Origin of the sequence: Pantoea trifolii, from assembly GCF_024506435.1 — a bacterium.
Classification (GTDB): Bacteria; Pseudomonadota; Gammaproteobacteria; order Enterobacterales; family Enterobacteriaceae; genus Pantoea; species Pantoea trifolii.
This window is the reverse complement of sequence record NZ_JANIET010000002.1, coordinates 680,052-699,380: the sequence shown is the minus strand read 5'-3', so window position 1 is coordinate 699,380 and position 19,329 is coordinate 680,052. Positions and strand designations below refer to the sequence as shown.

Genomic DNA, 19,329 nt, shown 5'->3' with positions numbered 1-19,329 from the left:
CCAGGTCATTTCCTATAGCAATAACAAGCAACTATAATCTAACCGGTTAAGTGGCTTGATCTGCTTTAGAGCACATCAGCTTTTCCACTCCTTTTCGTGGCGGTGAATTTCAGAGGCATACATGATGCGAACTCTTCAGGCGGCCTGGTTGCTCTCTCTGGCCCTGTTTGTCTGTCCGGCCACAGCGGCCAACTCAATCAGCGATGGCTGGGAGTGGCTAAAGCAGGACGTTTCACAAACCTGGCAGGAACCGCAGTATTACGATCTCTATCTGCCTTTCATCAGCTGGCATGCCCGCTTCGCCTACGATAAAGAGAAAACCGATAACTACAATGAAACGCCGTGGGGCGGCGGGTTTGGCGTCTCTCGCATTAACGAAGACGGCAACTGGAGCGCACTCTATGCCATGGCGTTTAAAGATTCGCATAACAAATGGCAACCTATTGTCGGATACGGCTGGGAGAAAGGCTGGTATCTGGATCAAGCGCAAGATTTTCGTCTTGGACTTGGGTTAACCGCCGGGATTACCGCGCGCGATGACTTCGCCAATTACGTGCCGCTGCCGATTGTTTTGCCGCTGTTCTCCGCCGGTTATAAACGTTTCAACGTGCAGTTCACCTACATTCCTGGCACGTACAACAATGGTAACGTGCTGTTCGCCTGGGTACGCTATGCCTTCTGATTCCGCCAACGCGTTGCACAAAGACCGCATCAGCAAAGTCCTTAAGCGCATCGCTTTGGGTTTGCTGGTTTTGCTGGTGATGTTCCTGGTGATCCGTGGTTACCAATCCGAGCAGGGACCGCCACTGCATCGCTGGCATACGTGGTCGGCGGATGAAATGTCGGTGGATGAGATCGATCGTGCCAGCTTCGCGGATTATCTGACGCGTGAAGCGGCGATTTTCCACGACATGAAAATCAACGTGACCGATCAACTCGGTGACGATGAGAAAACGGCACTCAATCGCTTCAACACACAAAGCCCGGTTTATCCGGCGCGATTCGACACCGACTGGAACCGTTCTTACATCCTTGAACCAGAGGGCGAAGTGAAAGGCGCGGTGGTGCTGCTGCATGGATTAACCGATTCGCCCTACAGCATGCGCTATCTGGCGCAGGCGTATCAGCAGAAGGGTTTTGTGGCGGTGGTGCCGCGCCTGCCGGGACATGGCACGGCGCCCGGTTCGCTTACCAAAGTTGACTGGCAAATGTGGATGGCGGCAACCCGCCTGGCGGTGCGGGAAGCGACGCGCCTGGCGGGCAGCAACGTGCCTTTGCATCTGGTTGGATACTCGAACGGCGGTGCGCTGGCGGTGAAATACAGCCTTGATACGCTGCAGAATAACGCGCTGCGGAAGCCGCAACAGTTGGTATTGCTGTCGCCGATGATTGGCGTCACCGCTTATGCACGCTTTGCCGGATTAGCCGGCTGGCCCGCCATCATTCCTGGCTTTGCCAAAGCGGCGTGGCTGAGTATCATCCCGGAATACAATCCCTTTAAATACAACTCGTTTCCGGTGCGCGCGGCGCGTCAATCGTGGTTGCTGACTCAGGCGATGCAGGATCAGCTGCTGCATGTGATTCGCGGCGGCAATATGACGGCGTTTCCGCCAGTGCTGACTTTCCAGTCGGTGCTGGATTCCACCGTCAGCACCCGCGCGGTGGTCAATGCGTTCTACCGCTATTTACCGGACAACGGCAGTGAACTGGTGATGTTCGATGTAAACCAGGCCGCGAACTTACGCGCGCTGTTTAGGCCAGCGCTCTATTCGGCGGTCAATGATTTGTTGCCGCCTGCGCCGCGCCGCTATGCCTCAACGGTGATCACTAACGCGTCACCGACCACCTATCAAACCGTGGCGCGCATGACGCCAGCGGATCAGACACAAGAGATCGTGCGTTCAATGCATGAAGCCTGGCCGCAGGATACCTATTCGTTATCGCATATTGCCGTGCCGTTCCCGCTCAGCGACTCGCTGTATGGTCGCGAGCCGACGGAGAAGAATCGCTATGGCATTAGCTTCGGTACCATCTCGCTGCGCGGTGAAACCGCCAGCCTGATCGTTGGGCTGGATACGCTAATGCGCAACACCTCTAATCCGTTTTTTGATTACATGATGCTGAAAATAAAAGAGCGCATTGATTGCAGCAGTCAGCCCAATCTGCCGGCGTGCTTTAAAGCATTATGACTTTTTTCAGCCAGCCGCTGGCGAGGATCAGTTTGGAGAGCAGCACCGAAGCAGCGAAGGTCACGGCAATCAGCGTCAGTTTGGTGGCCAGCGAGGTGATCGGAATCAGCGCGGTGAGCAGATGGAAAACCGAGTAGTGCAGGATATAAACGCCGGTCATGGTTTTACTGATGGCCGCCAGAATGGTCTCTTTGACTATCGCATTGCGTCGAAAGCGCACCTGGCTGGCGGCGATCACCAGCACCACCACCAGCAGATAGATCTGCGAGCCGGTGAGAATAAAGGCATTGCGATCGGCTTTGAATAGCGCAAAAAAGAAGTGCTGCTCATAAAACCAGGTAAACAGGTAGATAAAGGGCAGGGCGATCACCGCGCCGCGCGCCACCTTTTTACGCTCCATCCAGTCATTAATCAGCGGATCGCACAGCAACTGACCGGTTAAATAAAACAGCAGCCAGGTCCAGAGCCGATACTGCGGCTCAAGCCGGAACAGCGGATCCTCCGGATGCAGTACCGCCAGCAAATCGTAGCCATACGAAAAGGCTAACAGCGCAAACACCAGCCCAATGAACGCGCGCCGATGCTGGCTGAGCCACAGCATCAGCGGGTGAAAGCTGTAGATAATAATGAACGAAAAGACGAACCATGGCTGAATCAGGTAGCCGCGCTGATAGGGTTCCCACAGGTAATAAACCGTCATCCAGAACAGAAACACAATCACCAGATTGCGGATCTTGCCCATCTGCCAGTTAACATCCTGCTCGGAACGGGCATCCATAATCCCGGCGACGACAAAAAACAGCGGCGTGGCGATGGTGGAGATAAAGGTCAGAAACGCCAGAATCCAGTGATAATCGTAATCGTAGCGATCCCAGGTGTTGTACACGGTAAAAAACGTCACCGCCGTCATACATCCCAGCGTTTTAATCACGTTGAGGCCGGTCACATTCATGATGCGCTAGCTACCTGTTGACGATGGAAGCAGGCATAAATCACCGGCAGCACCAGCAGCGTCAGCACCGTAGCAAAGCCTAGGCCAAACATGATCACCACCGCCATGCTCTGGAAGAACACATCGCGCAGCAGCGGCGCCAGCCCGAGCACGGTGGTAAAGGCGGTGAGCAGAATTGGGCGCAGACGCGAAGTGGCGGCGTAGATGATCGCTTCAGCCTGCGGCTTTAACAGTTTCTGCTGTTCGATCTCTTCGACCAGCACAATGCCATTACGAATCAGCATGCCGCTCAGACTAAGCAGGCCGATTAGCGCCATAAAGCCGAACGGAATCCCGGTGATCAAAAAGCCCGGCGTCACGCCAATCAGCGCCAGCGGCACCGTCAGCCAGATGGCGACAGCGTTTTTCAGCGAGCTAAACATCAGCACGGTGATCACGAACATCACTAAATAGCCCAGCGGCAGCGAGGTAAACACGCCTTGCTGCGCTTCACTGGAGCTCTCCGCATCGCCGCCCCACTCAATGCTGTAGCCGTGCGGCAGCGGGATTTGCTCAATCTGCGGCTTCACGCGCGCCACAATATCCCCCGAAGTATCGTTGCTGAGCGGATTCGGGTCGGTTTGCACGGTGAGCACCCGGCTGCGATCGCGGCGCAGAATCAGCGGATCTTCCCATTGCAGCGTAAAGCCGCTTACCACGTTGCTGAGCGGGATGTACTGTTGCTGGCTCTGGCTCCACACCAACACGTTATTGAGATGATTAGCGTCCTGCCGTTCACTGGCCGGTGGCCGCACGATCACCGGCAGCAGGTCAGCGCCTTCACGGTACAGCCCGACGCGGCTGCCGGTAAAATTCATCTCCAGCGCGTTATCCACGTCTTGTTTATCGACGCCCAGCTCGCGGCCCAGCGCCAGATTGAACTGCGGACGAATAACCTTGCTGCGGTTTTGCCAGTCATTGCGCACGGTGTCAGTGGCGGGATCGGCGGTGAGGATGTCGCCAACCTGGCTGGCGATCAGGCGCATTCTGTCGGGATCGGGACCTTTAATCCGCACCTCAATTGCGCTGCCGCCCGAAGGACCAAACATCACCCGTTTGGTGCTGGAGTTGACCTGCGGATACTGGCGCGCAATATAGGCATCAATGCGGTGTGACAGCGCAGCGATATTGCGCTGATCGTCCATGCGCACCATGATCTGCGCGTAATTGCTGTACTGGCGTTGCCCGTTGTAGGTGAGGATAAAGCGCATGCTGCCCTGGCCGATGGTGGTGACGGTGGACACCACGCCTTTTTGACTGGTGATCGATTTTTCAATGTCGCTGGCCATCTGCTCGGTGGCGTTGATGTCGGTGCCGTACGGCAGCCAGAGATCGACGAAGAAGATCGGCGTATTGGCCGAAGGGAAAAAGTTTTGCCGTACCGATCCAAAGCCCCAAATCGCCAGCGCCAGCAGCACCGCCATCAGCGCAAGCGTGACAGTTTTTTGCCTGAGCAGCACCTTGAGCATGCGCTGATAGAGACGATAAAAACCGCCGTTGTAAGGCGAAACCTCGGCTGCCGCTTTGGTCGGTGCCTGCGCTTTGAACAGCCACCATTTGATCAGCACCGGCGTGATGGTCAGCGCCGAGAACCAGCTCAGCAGCAGGGAAATCAGCAGCACCTGGAACAGGGATTTACAGTACTCGCCGGTGGAATCCTGCGATAGACCAATCGGCGCAAACGCCAGGATGGCGATAATCGTCGCGCCCAGCAGCGGGAAGGCGGTGCGGCGAATGACAAAGTTGATGGTTGTCATTAGCGGTGAATTTTGCTGACGCGCGATCAGTACGCCTTCGACAATAACAATCGCATTATCCACTAGCATGCTCAGCGCAATAATCAGCGCACCCAGCGAGATGCGCTGCAACTCAATGCCGCACAGATACATGATCAGCAGCGTGCCCAGCACATTGAGCGCCAGCGACAGCGCGATGATAATGCCGCTGCGCACGCCCATAAAAATCAGCAATACGCCAACCACAATCGCCAGCGCCATCAGGAAGTTAGCAATAAAGCCGTTAACCGAATGCGCCACTTCCGCTGCCTGATCGTAAAACACATTGATCTGGATGCCCGCCGGTTTTTCTGCCGACATCTGCTGCAGTTTGGCCTCCAGCGCGCGCCCGACATCAATGACATTCACGCCGGGAACAAACGAAATTCCCATGGTGACCGCCGGACGTCCGCTGGCGAGGTAAATGCTGGAAGGCGATTCGCTCAGCCCGCGCGATAGCGAGGCGATATCGCGCAATCGGGTGGTGGCGTGATCGCCCGGCGGGCTGACCAGCAAGTCGCTCAACTCCTCGATGTTCTGAAACTCGCCGGTTGGATGCAGACGGATCGATTCCGTGCCGGCTTTGATGTCGCCCGCATTGGAGACCACGTTGAGCCGACTTAGCACGCTGGCGAGCTGCGGCAGCGTAATGCCACGCGCGGCCATCATCGTTAAGGAGACATCGATATTAATTTGCTGCGGGATCACGCCGCCCAGCGCCACTTTACCGACGCCCGGCACCAGCACCAGTTCACGACGCAGCTGTTCGGCGTATTGCACCAGTTCCGGGTTGCTGAAGTTGTCGCCAGAGATAGCGAAGAAGAAACCAAACACATCGCCAAAATCATCGTTAACGAACGGCGCGGCCACGCCGGGAGGAAAGAAACGCGCCGCATCGCCGACTCTGCGCCGCAGTTCATCCCAGATTTGCGGCAACTGGTTTGAGTGGTAACGCGAGTCAATGTTCACTGTAATCTGCGACAGTCCGTTGGAGGAGATGGAGCTGACATTGTCCAGATAAGGCAACTGCTGCAGCGCATTTTCCAGTGGTAAAGTGACTTCCTCTTCCACCTGCTGGGCAGACGCGCCGGGATAGTGGGTGACAACCACCGCCGTTTTAATGGTAAACGCCGGATCTTCGAGACGACCAATATTGAGCAGAGCAAAAATACCGCCGACGCCCAATAACAGAATCGCCAGCCAGACGCGGACCGGATTATCGATAAACTGCCGGGAAATATCCATCACAGCCCCCGCTCACGCGTCCAGATGCGAACCGGTTGTTGAGCATGCAGCTCATTGACGCCAGCAGCGACCACGCGCTCACCGGCATGCAGCCCGGCGGTGATCACCACGCCGCGATCGGTCACTTCACCCACGCTGACTTTACGATCCTCTAACGTCAGCTGATCGCCACTGCCTTGCACCACCCAGACGTGCGGCTCATTGCGCTGGCTGTTATCGGGATTGAACACCGCTTCCACCGGCACCACCAGCGATTCGCGGTTCACGTTGGCGGGCAGATTGGCGAGGTTAATCGTCACCGTGCCACTGACGCCGCCCACTGCGGGAAAATCGTCCGGACGCGGCATGGTTAAAATGATCTGCCAGGTCAGCGAGTTGGTGTTACTGCTGTTGGTGTGCTCTTTGTAATCGGCCTGGAATTCGCGGTCCGGCAGCGAGTTGATGCGCACCACCGGGCGATAGCTCAGATTGCGCATATCCAGCGTGGTAAACAGGTTTTCCGGCACGCTGAACACCACGTCGAGCAGATCGTTGCGGGTCAACGTGGCGATGGTCTGTCCGGCGGCGACCACCTGATGATTGCGAACGTTGACGGCGGCGGCCACGCCAGTGAACGGCGCAGTCAGCGTCATTTGGCTGAGCTCTTCACGGGCAATCTGTAGTGCAGCATTCGCCGCATCGCGGTTGGCACGCTGCACATCCATTTCTGCCTTTGAAATCGCCTGACGACCGGATAGCGTTTGGAAGCGGTCAAATTGCCGTTGGGCGAGAGTGGCGGCGGTTTGTCGTTCATTGACGCGCTGCTGTGCTTCACGCGCCGTTAACCTGGCGATGAGCTGGCCCTGCTCAATGCGATTGCCCTGACGAATATCCAGCGATTCAATTTGTCCAGCACGTTTAAACGACAAATCGGTGGAGTCGCCGGACTCAATGCGTGCCGGGAAGATGCGTTGTTGAGATTCGCCGGAAGCCATAACCTCAACGACTTTAACCATGCGCGGCGGTGGCGTGACTTCCTGTGTTTTTTGATCGCAACCAGTTGTTATCAATATAACAATGGCAACCAGCGTAATATAACGAGTCACTGTTTTATCCTCAGCAACAACGAATCCATTGTTGGCATTATTTGAGTGGATAATTTAATTACCAAGCATAGAAACAACCGCATAAGTGAATAGTCCTACGGCGGAGCAGGTAACGATTGCAATGACAACATAAAGACTCAGACGGAGCAGGCTATAACCATACATCGTTGCCTCCATTAACCATGACCACAGAAAAACTGCGCCATCGCCCTAAAAGGTGAGAAGTATTAACGGGATGTTTTTGTTATCGATGAGCATAGACGCAGATGTCAAAAAAAGTAAAGGCAGATAGCTTGTAATATTTTTGACGAAATAAACAGTATTTAAATTCGTTAAATATCTAATAAAAAGATTTAAAAACCACGAAAGCAGGATAAAACACTTGCTTAAAATAACCTCATTATTTGCTTAAAAACAGCCAGCCTTATGAATTATCACACTATATTTTTATTATTCTCCGCGATCGGATTAGTCTGATGAGATAAATGGCTTCCGCCTCGCGACTTTTATTGAGAAATGAATGTGTTGAATATCCCTGTGCTACGTTTATAGCGTTCATTTTCCAAAAGACTTTCAATTTCGTATAGAAAATACGGCTGCTCCACTGCCGCTGAGCAGCGATTAATTACATATATTTCAATCTGAAACGGACCGCTTCACTCGACGGGTAAGTCAGGTCTGATCTTTTCGTTCAATGGCGACTTGTTAATCACGGGATATCACCGCCTTGATTTCCGAAACAGGATTTGAGGAGAAAGCGATGAATACTGCTAAACCGGAAAGTACCTATTATCAACTTTCTGTCGATGAAACGCTGGCCAGTACGCAAAGTTCCAGCGAGGGAATCAGTAGTGCTGAAGCGGCGGCGCGCTTAACACAGTACGGGGAAAATGCTCTGCCACAGAAACCCGGCAAGCCGGTTTGGCTGCGTTTTCTCGCCCACTTTAACGATGTTCTCATCTATGTTCTGCTCGCCGCCGCACTGCTGACTGCCGTAATGGGACACTGGGTCGATACGCTGGTGATCCTTGGTGTCGCGGTGGTGAATGCCCTGATTGGACATATTCAGGAGAGCAACGCGGAAAAATCCCTGCAAAGTATTCGCAATATGCTCTCCAGCGAAACCGTGGTGATCCGCGCCGGCAATCACGAAACGCTGCCCACCACCGCGCTGGTGCCGGGTGATGTGGTGGTGATCCGCGCCGGCGACCGCATTCCGGCGGATCTGCGCGTGATTGAGGCGCATAACCTGCGCGTTGAAGAAGCGATTCTGACCGGCGAATCCACCGTGGTGGAGAAGGGCACGGACGCGCTGACCGGCGAGCTGCCGCTCGGCGACCGCACCAATCTGCTGTTCTCCGGTACCACCGTCAGTTCGGGCGGCGGAAAAGGGCTGGTGATCGCCACCGGCGGCGCCACGGAACTTGGCCACATCAACCAGATGATGTCCGACATCGAAAAGCACCGCACACCGCTATTGGTGCAAATGGATAAACTCGGTAAAGCGATTTTCCTGATCATCCTGGCAATGATGGCCGCGCTGTTTGTCTTCAGCTTGCTGTTCCGCGACATGCCGGTTTCCGAGCTGATGCTGTCACTGATCAGCCTCGCGGTGGCATCGGTTCCTGAAGGATTACCGGCGATTATTTCGATCATTCTGTCGCTTGGCGTGCAAACCATGGCGAAGCAGCAGGCGATCATTCGCAAGCTGCCGACCGTGGAAACGCTGGGCGCGATGACGGTGATCTGCTCGGATAAAACCGGCACGCTGACCATGAATGAAATGACGGTGAAGGCGATTATCACCGCCGATCAGATCTACCGCGTTGATGGCGTCAGCTATGAACCGGTGGGCGCCATCCATAAAGCCGATGACACCGTGCCGGTGAAAGTGGCACAGGGTTCGATACTGGAGCGCTATCTGCGCACCATCGATCTGTGTAACGACAGCCAGCTGATCAAAGATGAAAGCGGCCTGTGGAAAATCACCGGCGGCCCGACCGAAGGCGCGCTCAAAGTGCTGGCCGCCAAAGGACATCTGCCTTCAGTTACCACCGAACTGCGCAATAAAATCCCCTTCGATTCGCAATACAAATACATGTCGACGCACTATCTGATCGGCGATGAAGAGTGCGTATTGTTGACCGGCGCGCCGGACGTGCTGTTCAGGCATTGTCAGCAGCAGCAAACCGAAGCCGGGCTGCAACCGATCGATCTGGCGTGGTGGGAAGCCAAAATTGAAGAGTATGCGCGCGAGGGATTACGCATGGTGGCGGCGGCCTGGAAACCGGCCACGCCAGGGCAAAGTGAACTGACGCATCAGGATCTGCAGCAGGGTATGATTCTGCTCGGCATCGCTGGGATGATGGATCCGCCACGACCCGAAGCCATCACCGCGATTGGCGACTGCCTGCAAGCCGGGATTCGCGTCAAGATGATCACCGGCGACCATCCGCAAACGGCGATGAGTATTGGGCAGATGCTGGGGATCGGTAACGCCAGTACCGCCATTACCGGACGCGAATTGGAAGTAATGGACGATCACCAACTCGGCGAGGCGGCGCAGGCGTACGACATCTTTGCCCGCACCAGCCCGGAAGATAAGTTCCGCCTGGTGCAGGCGCTACAGAGCAAGAAAGAGGTGGTTGGGATGACCGGCGATGGCGTTAACGATGCGCCTGCGCTGAAGCAGGCCGATGTCGGTATCGCCATGGGGATTAAAGGCACCGAAGTGACCAAAGAAGCCGCCGATATGGTGTTAACCGACGACAACTTTGCCACCATTGCCAGCGCGGTGCGTGAAGGGCGGCGTGTCTATGACAACCTGAAAAAGACCATTTTGTTCATCATGCCAACCAACCTCGCGCAGGGCTTGCTGATCATCATTGCCCTGCTGGCCGGTAACTTAATTCCGCTGACGCCGGTATTGATTCTGTGGATGAACATGGCGACCTCCGCCACGCTCTCTTTTGGCCTGGCATTTGAAGCGGGTGAACCCAACATCATGCGTCGTCCGCCACGCGATCCCAAATTGCATGTGATGGATGGTTTCGCCATCTGGCGCGTGATTTTTGTTGGTTCGATGATTGCCATCAGCGCCTTCGTGCTGGAAGCCTGGCTGCAACCGCGCGGCTATTCGCCGGAATTTATCCGTACCGTGTTATTACAAACGCTGGTGACAGCGCAGTGGTTCTATATGTTGAACTGCCGTGTTTCCGACGGTTTCTCACTCAGCAAAGGCTTGCTGATGAATAAAGGCATCTGGATTGTGAGCGGCGTGCTGCTGGTTCTGCAATTGCTGATTATTTACGCGCCCTTTATGCAACTGCTGTTTGGCACCACCGCGCTACCGTTACGCTACTGGATTATTACTCTGATAATTGGCTTCGTGATGTTTTTAATTGTCGAAATTGAAAAACCATTAACGCGGAGATTCAGAATCAATTAATTGCGCGTGACATTCAGGCCGGAGCAATCACGGCCTGAATGTTTTTGACCTCAAACAAGGCCCAGCACACAGGTTTTTCTCTATAATACATTGTGTATAGGATGAAGGATCTTAATGATGGGATTGAACGAGTTTCCTTTATGGTCAAGACTTTTGCGCGTACTGTTAATTCTCGCCACGCTGACCATAATTCTGACCGGTATTTATTTGGCATCAGCGTTAATTAATCAGGTGATGCTGTCGCTGTTTCTGGCGATAATGCTCGACCCATTAATCAGTCGGCTGGAAACAAAACGCGTGCCGCGTTTACTCTCATCCTTGCTGGTGATTGTGCTGCTGTTACTGGTGATTGTGTTCACCATCATCAAGCTCACGGTATTAACCCCCGATTTAATTCAGCTCAGCCGCCAGGCACCCCAGCTACTGGCCGAACGCTTCGACCCGGTGACGCAGACGTTTAGTCATCTGGGCATTGTTTTGACGCCCAACGACATGCTGGCGTTTGTCGATGCGGGTGCGGTGGTGCGCTTTGTAACTGGTTTCCTCACGCAAATACCGAGCATTCTTTCCTGGTGGCTGATGGTATTTCTGATGCTGTTTTTCATGCTGTATGAAATGAAAAATTTGAAAACCCTGTTACGCAAGCAGGCTGAAGGGAAATATCAGCGCTATTACGTGGCGCTTGAAGAGGGCGTGCAAAGCGTTATCGTTTATGCCCAGGTAAAAACCCTGACCAGTATTGTCGGCGGCATTATTGTTTGGGCAGGCGCACATCTTCTTGGCCTGAAGTTCGCCTTTTTCTGGGGCGTATTGATGTTTGTCTTCAACTATATTCCGGTGCTGGGTTCATTTATGGCGGCCATCCCGCCCGTGCTGCAAAGTTATATGTTGTACGATATCCAAACTGCATTGGTGGTCGCGCTGTTCTTTGTGGCACTGAATTTAATCCTGAGTTCAGTGATTGAACCGCTATTATTGGGCAAACGATTAAATATGGCGCTTACCACACAGCTGTTGGCATTTCTTGTCTGGCAATCGCTGTTGGGCATCATCGGCGCAATTCTGGCGATTCCGCTGACGTTTATGTTGAAAAAGATATTGCTGGCGAGTGCAGGAAACGAAAAGCAGGGAGAGCATATTTCAAAAAGGTCGCCATAAATGGCGACCCTACGAACACCGATCTCGCTTTTGTAGGGTCGCCATTTATGGCGACCTCAACCCCAAGCATCAAACCTTCTTATCCGGATAAAAACTCTGATACAGCACTGGCAACACCAGCAGCGTTAGCACCGTAGCGAATCCCAGACCGAAAATAATCACTACCGCCATGCTCTGGAAAAACACATCGCGCAGCAGCGGTAACAGGCCGAGCACGGTGGTGAAGGCGGTGAGCAGAATCGGGCGCAGACGCGAGGTTGCGGCATCGAGAATCGCTTGCTGCAACGGCTGATGCCGCGCCAGCTGGCGCGTCTCCTCAACCAGCACGATGCCGTTACGAATCAACATGCCCGACAAACTCAGCAAACCGATCAACGCCATAAAACCAAAAGGAATGCCGGTGAGCAGGAAGCCGCAGGTGACGCCAATCAACGCCAGCGGCACGGTAATCCAGATCGCCAGCGCATCACGCAGCGAATTAAACATCAGCACGGTAATCACAAACATCGCGAGGAAACCTAACGGCAGCGATCCGAGCAGGCCGCTTTGGGCATCACGGGAACTCTCCAGCTCGCCGCCCCATTCCAGATGATAGCCAGCGGGCAAGCTCAACTGATCGATGGCCGGCTGCACGCGCGCCACAATCTCTGCGGCGGTGCGGCCGCTGGCGGGATCGGGATCGGTTTGCACCGTTAAGACGCGCATGCGGTCGCGACGCATAATCAGCGGGTCTTCCCATTCCAGCTGGAAATCACTCACCAGATTGGCCAGCGGCACATAGCGCTGCTGCGCCTGACTCCATACCTGAATATTGCCAAGATGATCGATATTCTGCCGCTCATGTTCTGAGGTTTGCAGCATGATCGGCATCATGCGTGAGCCTTCGCGCAGTAAGCCAACGCTATCGCCACTGAAGTTGATACGCAGCGCCCGGTCGATATCGCGCTTGTCCACGCCCAGCTCCTGACCGCGCAGCGGCGAATACTGCGGACGGATCACTTTACTGCGCGCCTGCCAGTCATTACGCGGGGGAAATGCGCTGCCTTCGGCGAGGAAAATGTCGTCTATCTGGCTGGCAATCTGCCGCAGCATAATGGGATCGGGGCCGGTGACGCGTAACGCAATCGCGCTGTCGCTGGCACTGCCGAAATTGATGCGTTTGATGCGCTCCGTTACGTGAGGGAAATGATCGCGGATGTGCTGCTCGGTCTGCTGCGCCAGCGTTTCCAGCTGCTTCGCGTCCTGCACGCGCACCATAATCTGTCCGTAATTACTATACTGACGTGTCGCATCGTAGGTCAGCGTAAACCGCATTGCGCCCTGACCGATGGTGGTCACGGTGCTGGTGACGCCTGGCTGCTGGTTGATCCAGCCTTCAATTTCGCGCGCGGTTTGCGCGGTGTAATGGATATCGGTGCCATACGGCAGCCACAGATCGGTAAATAAAATCGGCGTATTGGAGGCAGGGAAGAAGTTCTGCTTCACGTAACCGAAGCCATAGATCGAGGCGGCCAGACACGCGACCATCAGCACCAACGTGGTAATGCGGAAGCGCATCAGCGTGGTGAGCACACGGCGATACAGGCGGAACAGTACGCCCTGATACGGCTGCGTGGTATCCTTGCTGATCGCCTGACGACCATCCATCCACTGCACGAATACCGGCGTCAGCGTCAGCGCGGTGATCCAGCTGAGCAACAGAGAAATCAGCAGCACCTGGAACAGCGATTGACAGTATTCGCCGGTGGAATCCTGCGATAACCCAATCGGTGCGAAGGCAATGATGGCGATCACCGTAGCGCCGAGCAGCGGCAGCGCGCTGCGTTTTACCATCTGCATCATCGCCTGTTGCAGCGGCTTACCGCGCTGACGATCGACTTTAATGCCTTCCACCACCACGATGGCGTTATCCACTAGCATGCTGAGTGAGATAATCAGCGCACCCAGCGATACGCGCTGCAGCTCGAGCTTGAACAGATACATGATCAACAGCGTGCCCAGCACATTGAGCGCCAGCGAGGCGGCGATCACCATGCCGCTGCGGACACCCATAAACAGCAGCAGCGTGCCCACCACAATCGCCAATGCCATCAGGAAGTTATTGATGAAGCCATCCACCGACTGCTTCACTTCCTGCGCCTGGTTATAAAACACATTCAGATCGATGCCGAGCGGTTTGGCCTGCTGATGCTGCTGGATTTTGGCGCTTAACGCCTCGCCGACGTCGATGACGTTGACGCCAGGCGCAAAGGAAACGCCCATCGCCAGCGCGGCGTTGCCGTTCGCTTGATAGAGATTGCCCGGCTGGTCGGTCACGCCATAGCTGAGCGTGGCGATATCGCGCAGCAACACTTGCTGGCTGCTGCCGGGCGCAGAGATGGGTAGCGCGCCGATTTCGTCCAGCGACTGAAATTCGCCGGTGGGATGGAAACGGATGGCTTCATTACCGAGGCGAATCTGGCCCGCATCGGAAACGGCATTAACGCTATTGAGCAGGGCGGCCACGCGCTGCGGCGTCACACCCAGTGCCGCCATCTTCTGGCTGGAGAGCGTGATATTCACCTGCTCCTGCTCGATACCGGCAATCGCCACTTTCGCCACGCCGGGCACCAGATTCAGTTCACGCCGCAGCTGATCGGCGTAGGTACGCAGCTCGCTATTGGTGAAGTGCTCGCCCGACAGGGTAAAGAAGTAGCCGTACACATCGCCGAAGTCGTCATTCACCAGCGGTGCGCTGACGCCGGGCGGAAACTGGCGTGTGGCATCGTCAACGCGGCGACGCAGTTCATCCCACACCTGAGGCAAGTCATCGGCGCGATAGTGGCTGTGAATCGTAACGGTGATCTGCGACAAGCCGTTGCTGGAAATCGAACTGACGTTGTCGAGCGATGGCAAACGCTGCAAGGCGTTCTCCAGCGGCAGCGTGACTTCCTCTTCCACCTGCTGCGCCGATGCGCCGGGATAGTGCGTCACGATCACCGCCGATTTGATGGTGAAAAGCGGATCTTCCAGGCGGCCAATATTGAGTAGCGCAAAAATACCGCCCACGCCGAGCAGCAGGATCACCAGCCAGCTGCGAATCGGATATTTGAGAAACTGTTCCAGCAGTCGCATTACAGACCTCGCTCGCGTGTCCACAGGCGCACCGCCTGACCATCACGCAGATCGCTGACGCCCGCCACCACAATGCGATCGCCCACTTTCAAGCCGGAGAGAATTTCGATGCCCTGCGCGTTGAGTTTTCCCACCACCACCGGCTGCTGCTGAACGTTAAGCGCATCGCCTTCACCGCTCACCAGCCACACGTAAGGCTGATTCGGCAGGCTGTGATCCGGGTTAAACACCGCGTTGGCGGGCACGCGCAGCAGTGGCGTGCCACCGGAAGTGGGCAGATTATGCATTTGCACTTTCACCGTGCCGCTTAAGCCGCTGACCTGCGGTAAATCCGTCGGGCGCGGCATGGTCAGCACCACTTGCCAGGTTAGCGTGGCGGCATCAGCTTCTGCGCGATGCTCTTTATATGCTGCGCGAAACGTCCGGCCCGGCAGCGCATTCAGGCTGATCTCTGGCTGATAACTTACGTTCTGCACGTCGAGGCTGGTGAACAGGTTTTCCGGCACGCTAAAAATCACATCCAGCACATCGTTGCGGCTGATCACCGCCACCGTTTGTCCGGCGGCGACCACCTGATGATTTTGCGATGCCACGCTGGTGATGATGCCGTCAAAGGGGGCGCGCAAAGTGTGATAATCCAGCTCCTCTTTGGCGATGTTGAGCGCCACGGCGGCGGAGTCGCGATTCGCCTTTTGCACATCCCTATCCGCCTGCGAAACCGCACTGCGCGTGGCCAGCGCACTGAAGCGTTGATACTGGCGATCTGCCAGCAGGAATCTGTTCTGCTGATCGTTGACCCGCAGCTGCGCATCGGTATCGATCAGTCGGCCAATCACCTCGCCAGCCTTAACATGGCTGCCTTCACGTACCTGCAACTGTGCCAGTCGGCCGGTACGCTTAAAGGCCAGTTCGGTGTAGTCGCCCGCTGAAATACGCGCCGGGAATATCCTGACTTTTTCTGTGGTATTTTCCGTCAGCGTTAGCGCTTTAATTACGCGCGGTGCGCTGATTTCATCACCGCTTTTATTGTCACAACCGATCAAAACCAAACAAATTAGAAGTGCGCCCAGCACTGGCCAATTATTCATGCCCCAGCCTCAATAAGAGAGAAAGGGCGGGAATATGCCATTGTCTGAAGGAGGGAATAATGACCCTCAGCAAAATAAGGGCCATTAGAGGAAATGAATTTTGTGTGTTTAACCTTGGTTTAATTTAGCTGTGCATGGCGAAATCAATTATGCCACCATGCGCGAAACCACATGGTAAGAGAGTAAGCCGATGGCGGTAGCTGAGGATACCGCAATGATAATAAAGGAAATAATCATCGGTATTGTCAGGTTATGTATTTTATTCATAATAATTCTCCCTATGAATAATAGATTCCGTGATGAAACTAAAATTAATATGCGTTACGCACTCTTTCTATTTTCGTTTAAATAATAACGCTGCGAAATCAGTGCTATCACTATTAGCATCACATTTCTGAATCGATAAAAACATGACCACGGTCAGTATGCTTCGGGAAAATATAATTAAAATGTGTTTTTTATTTTCGTACGCTTTTTTATTTTCAATTCATTAGCACGGGGTTAATTATGACTGTTATTCCTATTCAGCCAAAACGTCCGGAGGCATCCGCGCGGCCCTATTATCAGCAGGATAACGCTGCGGTATTTAACGCAATAAACAGCTCACCAGCGGGGTTGAGCACCAACGATGCCCAGCAACGACTCGACGCCAACGGGCCGAACGTGCTGCCGCAGAAAGCGGAAAAATCACTGCTGATGCGTTTTCTGGCGCATTTCAAAGATGTGCTGATCTATATCCTGCTGGCTGCGGCGGTGATCACGGCGGTAATGGGCCACTGGGTGGATACCTTTGTGATTCTCGGCGTGGCGGTGATCAACGCGATGATCGGCTTCATTCAGGAGAGCAACGCCGAAAAGTCGCTTAAAAGCATCCAGAACATGATGTCGAGCGATGCCATGGTGCTGCGCGACGGCCAGCAGATCACCGTCGCCACGCAGGATCTGGTGGTGGGCGATGTGGTGATGCTGCGTCCTGGCGATAAGATCCCGGCGGATTTGCGTCTGTGCGAGGTGCATAACCTGCGCGTCGAAGAGGCAATCCTGACCGGCGAATCAACGGTGGTGTCAAAAAACACCGTGGCGCTTGAGGGCGAAAAAGCGCTCGGCGATCGCCTGAATCTGGCCTATTCCGGCACCACCGTCAGTTCAGGTACCGCGCTGGGCGTGGTGATCGCCACCGGCGGCGACACCGAGCTGGGTCACATCAATGCGATGATCTCCTCGATTGAGGAGGCGAAAACCCCGCTGCTGGTGCAGATCGACAAGCTCGGTAAAGCCATCTTCGCCATCATTATGCTGATGATGATTGCGCTGTTCGTGTTTGGTTATCTGCTGCGCGACATCGCGGTGACGGAGCTGCTGCTGTCGGTGATCAGCCTGGCGGTGGCGGCGGTGCCGGAAGGTTTACCGGCGATTATCTCGATCATTCTGTCGCTCGGCGTGCAGTCGATGGCGCGTAATCACGCCATCATTCGTAAGTTGCCGACCGTAGAAACGCTCGGTGCCATGACGGTGATCTGCTCGGATAAAACCGGCACGCTGACCATGAACGAGATGACGGTGAAAGCGGTGGTGCTGGCAAACAGCCAGTGGCGCATCAGTGGCAACAGTTATGAACCCAAAGGTGAGTTCACCCTTAAAGCCGGCCAGCAGAGCGATGCGCTGATGCAGGGCTTCTTGCAGGTGGTGGATATCTGTAACGAAAGCCAGCTGCGTCAGGATGCCAACGGCAACTGGGGCATTGTTGGTGGCCCAACCGAAGGGGCGCTGAAAGTGCTGGCGGCCAAGGCGGGCATTCAGAGTGACAAGGTGCAGATTCTGAGCAAGTTGCCGTTTGATTCTGCCTACAAATACATGGCGGTGAGCTGCCTGATTGATGGCAAACCGTGCCTGCTGATGACCGGTGCGCCCGATGTGTTGCTGTCGCTGTGTCAACAGCAGCAGGGTGCTACCGATGCGGAAGTGATTGATCGCGAGTATTGGGAAGCGGCGATCACCACCTACGCCAGCGAAGGGTTGCGCACCGTTGCCGCCGCGTGGCGCTGGCTGCCGGAAGCGCAGCACCACATCGATCATGAGGATTTACGCAACGGCATGAAGATGCTGGGCCTGGCTTGCATGATGGATCCGCCGCGTCCGGAAGCCATCACCGCGATTCGCGACTGTCAGCAGGCAGGGATTCGCGTGAAGATGATTACCGGCGATCACCCGGAAACCGCCATGGCGATTGGCCAGATGCTGGGCATCGGTAACAGCGATTCTGCGATTACCGGCTATCAGCTGGAGCACATGAATGATGCCGAGTTGGGCGTGGCGGCGCGTGAGTACGACATCTTTGCCCGTACCAGCCCCGAGCATAAGCTGCGTCTGGTGAAAGCGCTGGAGAGCAGCGGTGAGATCGTCGGTATGACCGGTGATGGCGTTAATGATGCGCCTGCACTGAAGCAGGCTAATGTCGGTATCGCGATGGGCATCAAAGGCACCGAAGTGACCAAAGAGGCGGCGGATATGATCCTCGCCGATGACAACTTCGCCACCATCGCGGCAGCGGTGAAAGAGGGCCGACGCGTCTACGATAACCTGAAGAAAACCATTCTGTTTATCATGCCGACCAACCTCGCGCAGGGATTGCTGATCATCATTGCGATTCTGATGGGCAACCTGCTGCCGCTAACGCCGGTGCAGATTCTGTGGATGAACATGGCGACCTCGGCGACGCTGTCATTTGGTCTGGCATTCGAACCGGCAGAGCGCAACATCATGCGCCGACCGCCGCGTAACGCACGCAGTCCGGTGATGGATGGTTACGCCATCTGGCGCGTGATTTTCGTCGGCCTGCTGATTTCGATTAGCGCCTTCGTGCTGGAAGCCTGGCTTCAGCCGCGCGGCTATACGCCGGAGTTCATCCGCACCGTGCTGCTGCAGATGCTGGTCACCGCGCAGTGGGTTTACATGCTGAACTGCCGCAACAGTAACGGATTCTCGCTGGATGCCGGCTTGCTGAAAAACCGTGGAATCTGGCTGGTCACCGTGGTGCTTATCGCGCTGCAGGCGATGATTATCTATGTACCATTGATGAACACGCTGTTTGGCACCGCGCCGCTGCCGTTTAAATACTGGCTGATTTCACTGGCGGTGAGTGTTGGGATCTTTGTGCTGGTGGAGATAGAGAAGCGCCTGACACGCGGCTGGCGTCTGGCACGTTAAGTCATGTTGGCTGGCGTAATGCCAGCCAA

10 protein-coding genes are annotated in these 19,329 nt (G+C 55.1%); 5 read left to right on the top strand and 5 right to left on the bottom strand.

What is annotated here, in order from left to right:
• The first annotated feature begins 124 nt into the window (after positions 1-124).
• Together pagP and NQH49_RS22555 are read left to right on the top strand one after the other, a co-directional pair.
• The gene (gene pagP, locus NQH49_RS22560; RefSeq protein WP_372340049.1) at positions 125-682 is read left to right on the top strand and encodes a lipid IV(A) palmitoyltransferase PagP; all 558 of its coding nucleotides are present in this window, start codon (positions 125-127) and stop codon (positions 680-682) included.
• Positions 672-2,189 carry an alpha/beta hydrolase gene (locus NQH49_RS22555; protein ID WP_256698960.1) on the top strand — a complete coding sequence of 506 codons (1,518 nt, stop codon included), beginning with the start codon at positions 672-674 and terminating at the stop codon, positions 2,187-2,189. Before pagP ends, NQH49_RS22555 begins: the two co-directional genes overlap by 11 nt.
• On the opposite strand, the gene NQH49_RS22550 is transcribed toward NQH49_RS22555, so the two are convergent.
• From NQH49_RS22550 to NQH49_RS22540, 3 genes are read right to left on the bottom strand one after another with little or no spacing between them, the layout of a single operon-like run.
• Positions 2,176-3,141, bottom strand: a complete 966-nt coding sequence (locus NQH49_RS22550) for an acyltransferase (protein WP_256698959.1) — start codon at positions 3,139-3,141, stop codon at positions 2,176-2,178. The genes NQH49_RS22555 and NQH49_RS22550 overlap by 14 nt on opposite strands.
• The gene (locus NQH49_RS22545; protein ID WP_256698958.1) at positions 3,138-6,200 is read right to left on the bottom strand and encodes an efflux RND transporter permease subunit; all 3,063 of its coding nucleotides are present in this window, start codon (positions 6,198-6,200) and stop codon (positions 3,138-3,140) included. The genes NQH49_RS22550 and NQH49_RS22545 overlap by 4 nt, the downstream gene beginning before the upstream one ends.
• A complete protein-coding gene (locus NQH49_RS22540) occupies positions 6,200-7,285 on the bottom strand; it encodes an efflux RND transporter periplasmic adaptor subunit (protein WP_256698957.1) in 1,086 nt (361 codons plus the stop codon). Before NQH49_RS22540 ends, NQH49_RS22545 begins: the two co-directional genes overlap by 1 nt.
• A gap of 760 nt (positions 7,286-8,045) precedes the next feature.
• On the opposite strand from NQH49_RS22540, the gene NQH49_RS22535 reads away from it, so the two are divergent.
• Positions 8,046-10,733, top strand: coding sequence for a cation-transporting P-type ATPase (locus NQH49_RS22535; protein ID WP_256698956.1), 2,688 nt, complete (start codon positions 8,046-8,048; stop codon positions 10,731-10,733).
• A gap of 117 nt (positions 10,734-10,850) precedes the next feature.
• Entirely contained in the window at positions 10,851-11,891 is a 1,041-nt protein-coding gene (locus NQH49_RS22530; protein WP_256699156.1) for an AI-2E family transporter, read from the top strand.
• Between the two features lie 69 nt (positions 11,892-11,960).
• On the opposite strand, the gene NQH49_RS22525 is transcribed toward NQH49_RS22530, so the two are convergent.
• Positions 11,961-15,005 carry an efflux RND transporter permease subunit gene (locus NQH49_RS22525; RefSeq protein WP_256698955.1) on the bottom strand — a complete coding sequence of 1,015 codons (3,045 nt, stop codon included), beginning with the start codon at positions 15,003-15,005 and terminating at the stop codon, positions 11,961-11,963.
• Positions 15,005-16,093 carry an efflux RND transporter periplasmic adaptor subunit gene (locus tag NQH49_RS22520; protein WP_256698954.1) on the bottom strand — a complete coding sequence of 363 codons (1,089 nt, stop codon included), beginning with the start codon at positions 16,091-16,093 and terminating at the stop codon, positions 15,005-15,007. The genes NQH49_RS22525 and NQH49_RS22520 overlap by 1 nt, the downstream gene beginning before the upstream one ends.
• Positions 16,094-16,600: 507 nt before the next feature.
• On the opposite strand from NQH49_RS22520, the gene NQH49_RS22515 reads away from it, so the two are divergent.
• Positions 16,601-19,300 (top strand): cation-transporting P-type ATPase, encoded by a 2,700-nt coding sequence (locus NQH49_RS22515; RefSeq protein WP_256698953.1) that lies wholly within the window; start codon positions 16,601-16,603, stop codon positions 19,298-19,300.
• Positions 19,301-19,329: the final 29 nt, after the last annotated feature.

What these genes read in the sequence shown, in the direction of transcription:
- pagP (WP_372340049.1), top strand. Translation starts at nt 125, where the DNA reads ATGCGAACTCTTCAGGCGGCCTGGTTGCTCTCTCTGGCCCTGTTTGTC.
- NQH49_RS22555 (WP_256698960.1), top strand. Translation starts at nt 672, where the DNA reads ATGCCTTCTGATTCCGCCAACGCGTTGCACAAAGACCGCATCAGCAAA.
- NQH49_RS22535 (WP_256698956.1), top strand. Translation starts at nt 8,046, where the DNA reads ATGAATACTGCTAAACCGGAAAGTACCTATTATCAACTTTCTGTCGAT.
- NQH49_RS22515 (WP_256698953.1), top strand. Translation starts at nt 16,601, where the DNA reads ATGACTGTTATTCCTATTCAGCCAAAACGTCCGGAGGCATCCGCGCGG.
- NQH49_RS22530 (WP_256699156.1), top strand. Translation starts at nt 10,851, where the DNA reads ATGGGATTGAACGAGTTTCCTTTATGGTCAAGACTTTTGCGCGTACTG.
- NQH49_RS22520 (WP_256698954.1), bottom strand. Translation starts at nt 16,093, where the DNA reads ATGAATAATTGGCCAGTGCTGGGCGCACTTCTAATTTGTTTGGTTTTG.
- NQH49_RS22545 (WP_256698958.1), bottom strand. Translation starts at nt 6,200, where the DNA reads ATGGATATTTCCCGGCAGTTTATCGATAATCCGGTCCGCGTCTGGCTG.
- NQH49_RS22525 (WP_256698955.1), bottom strand. Translation starts at nt 15,005, where the DNA reads ATGCGACTGCTGGAACAGTTTCTCAAATATCCGATTCGCAGCTGGCTG.
- NQH49_RS22550 (WP_256698959.1), bottom strand. Translation starts at nt 3,141, where the DNA reads ATGAATGTGACCGGCCTCAACGTGATTAAAACGCTGGGATGTATGACG.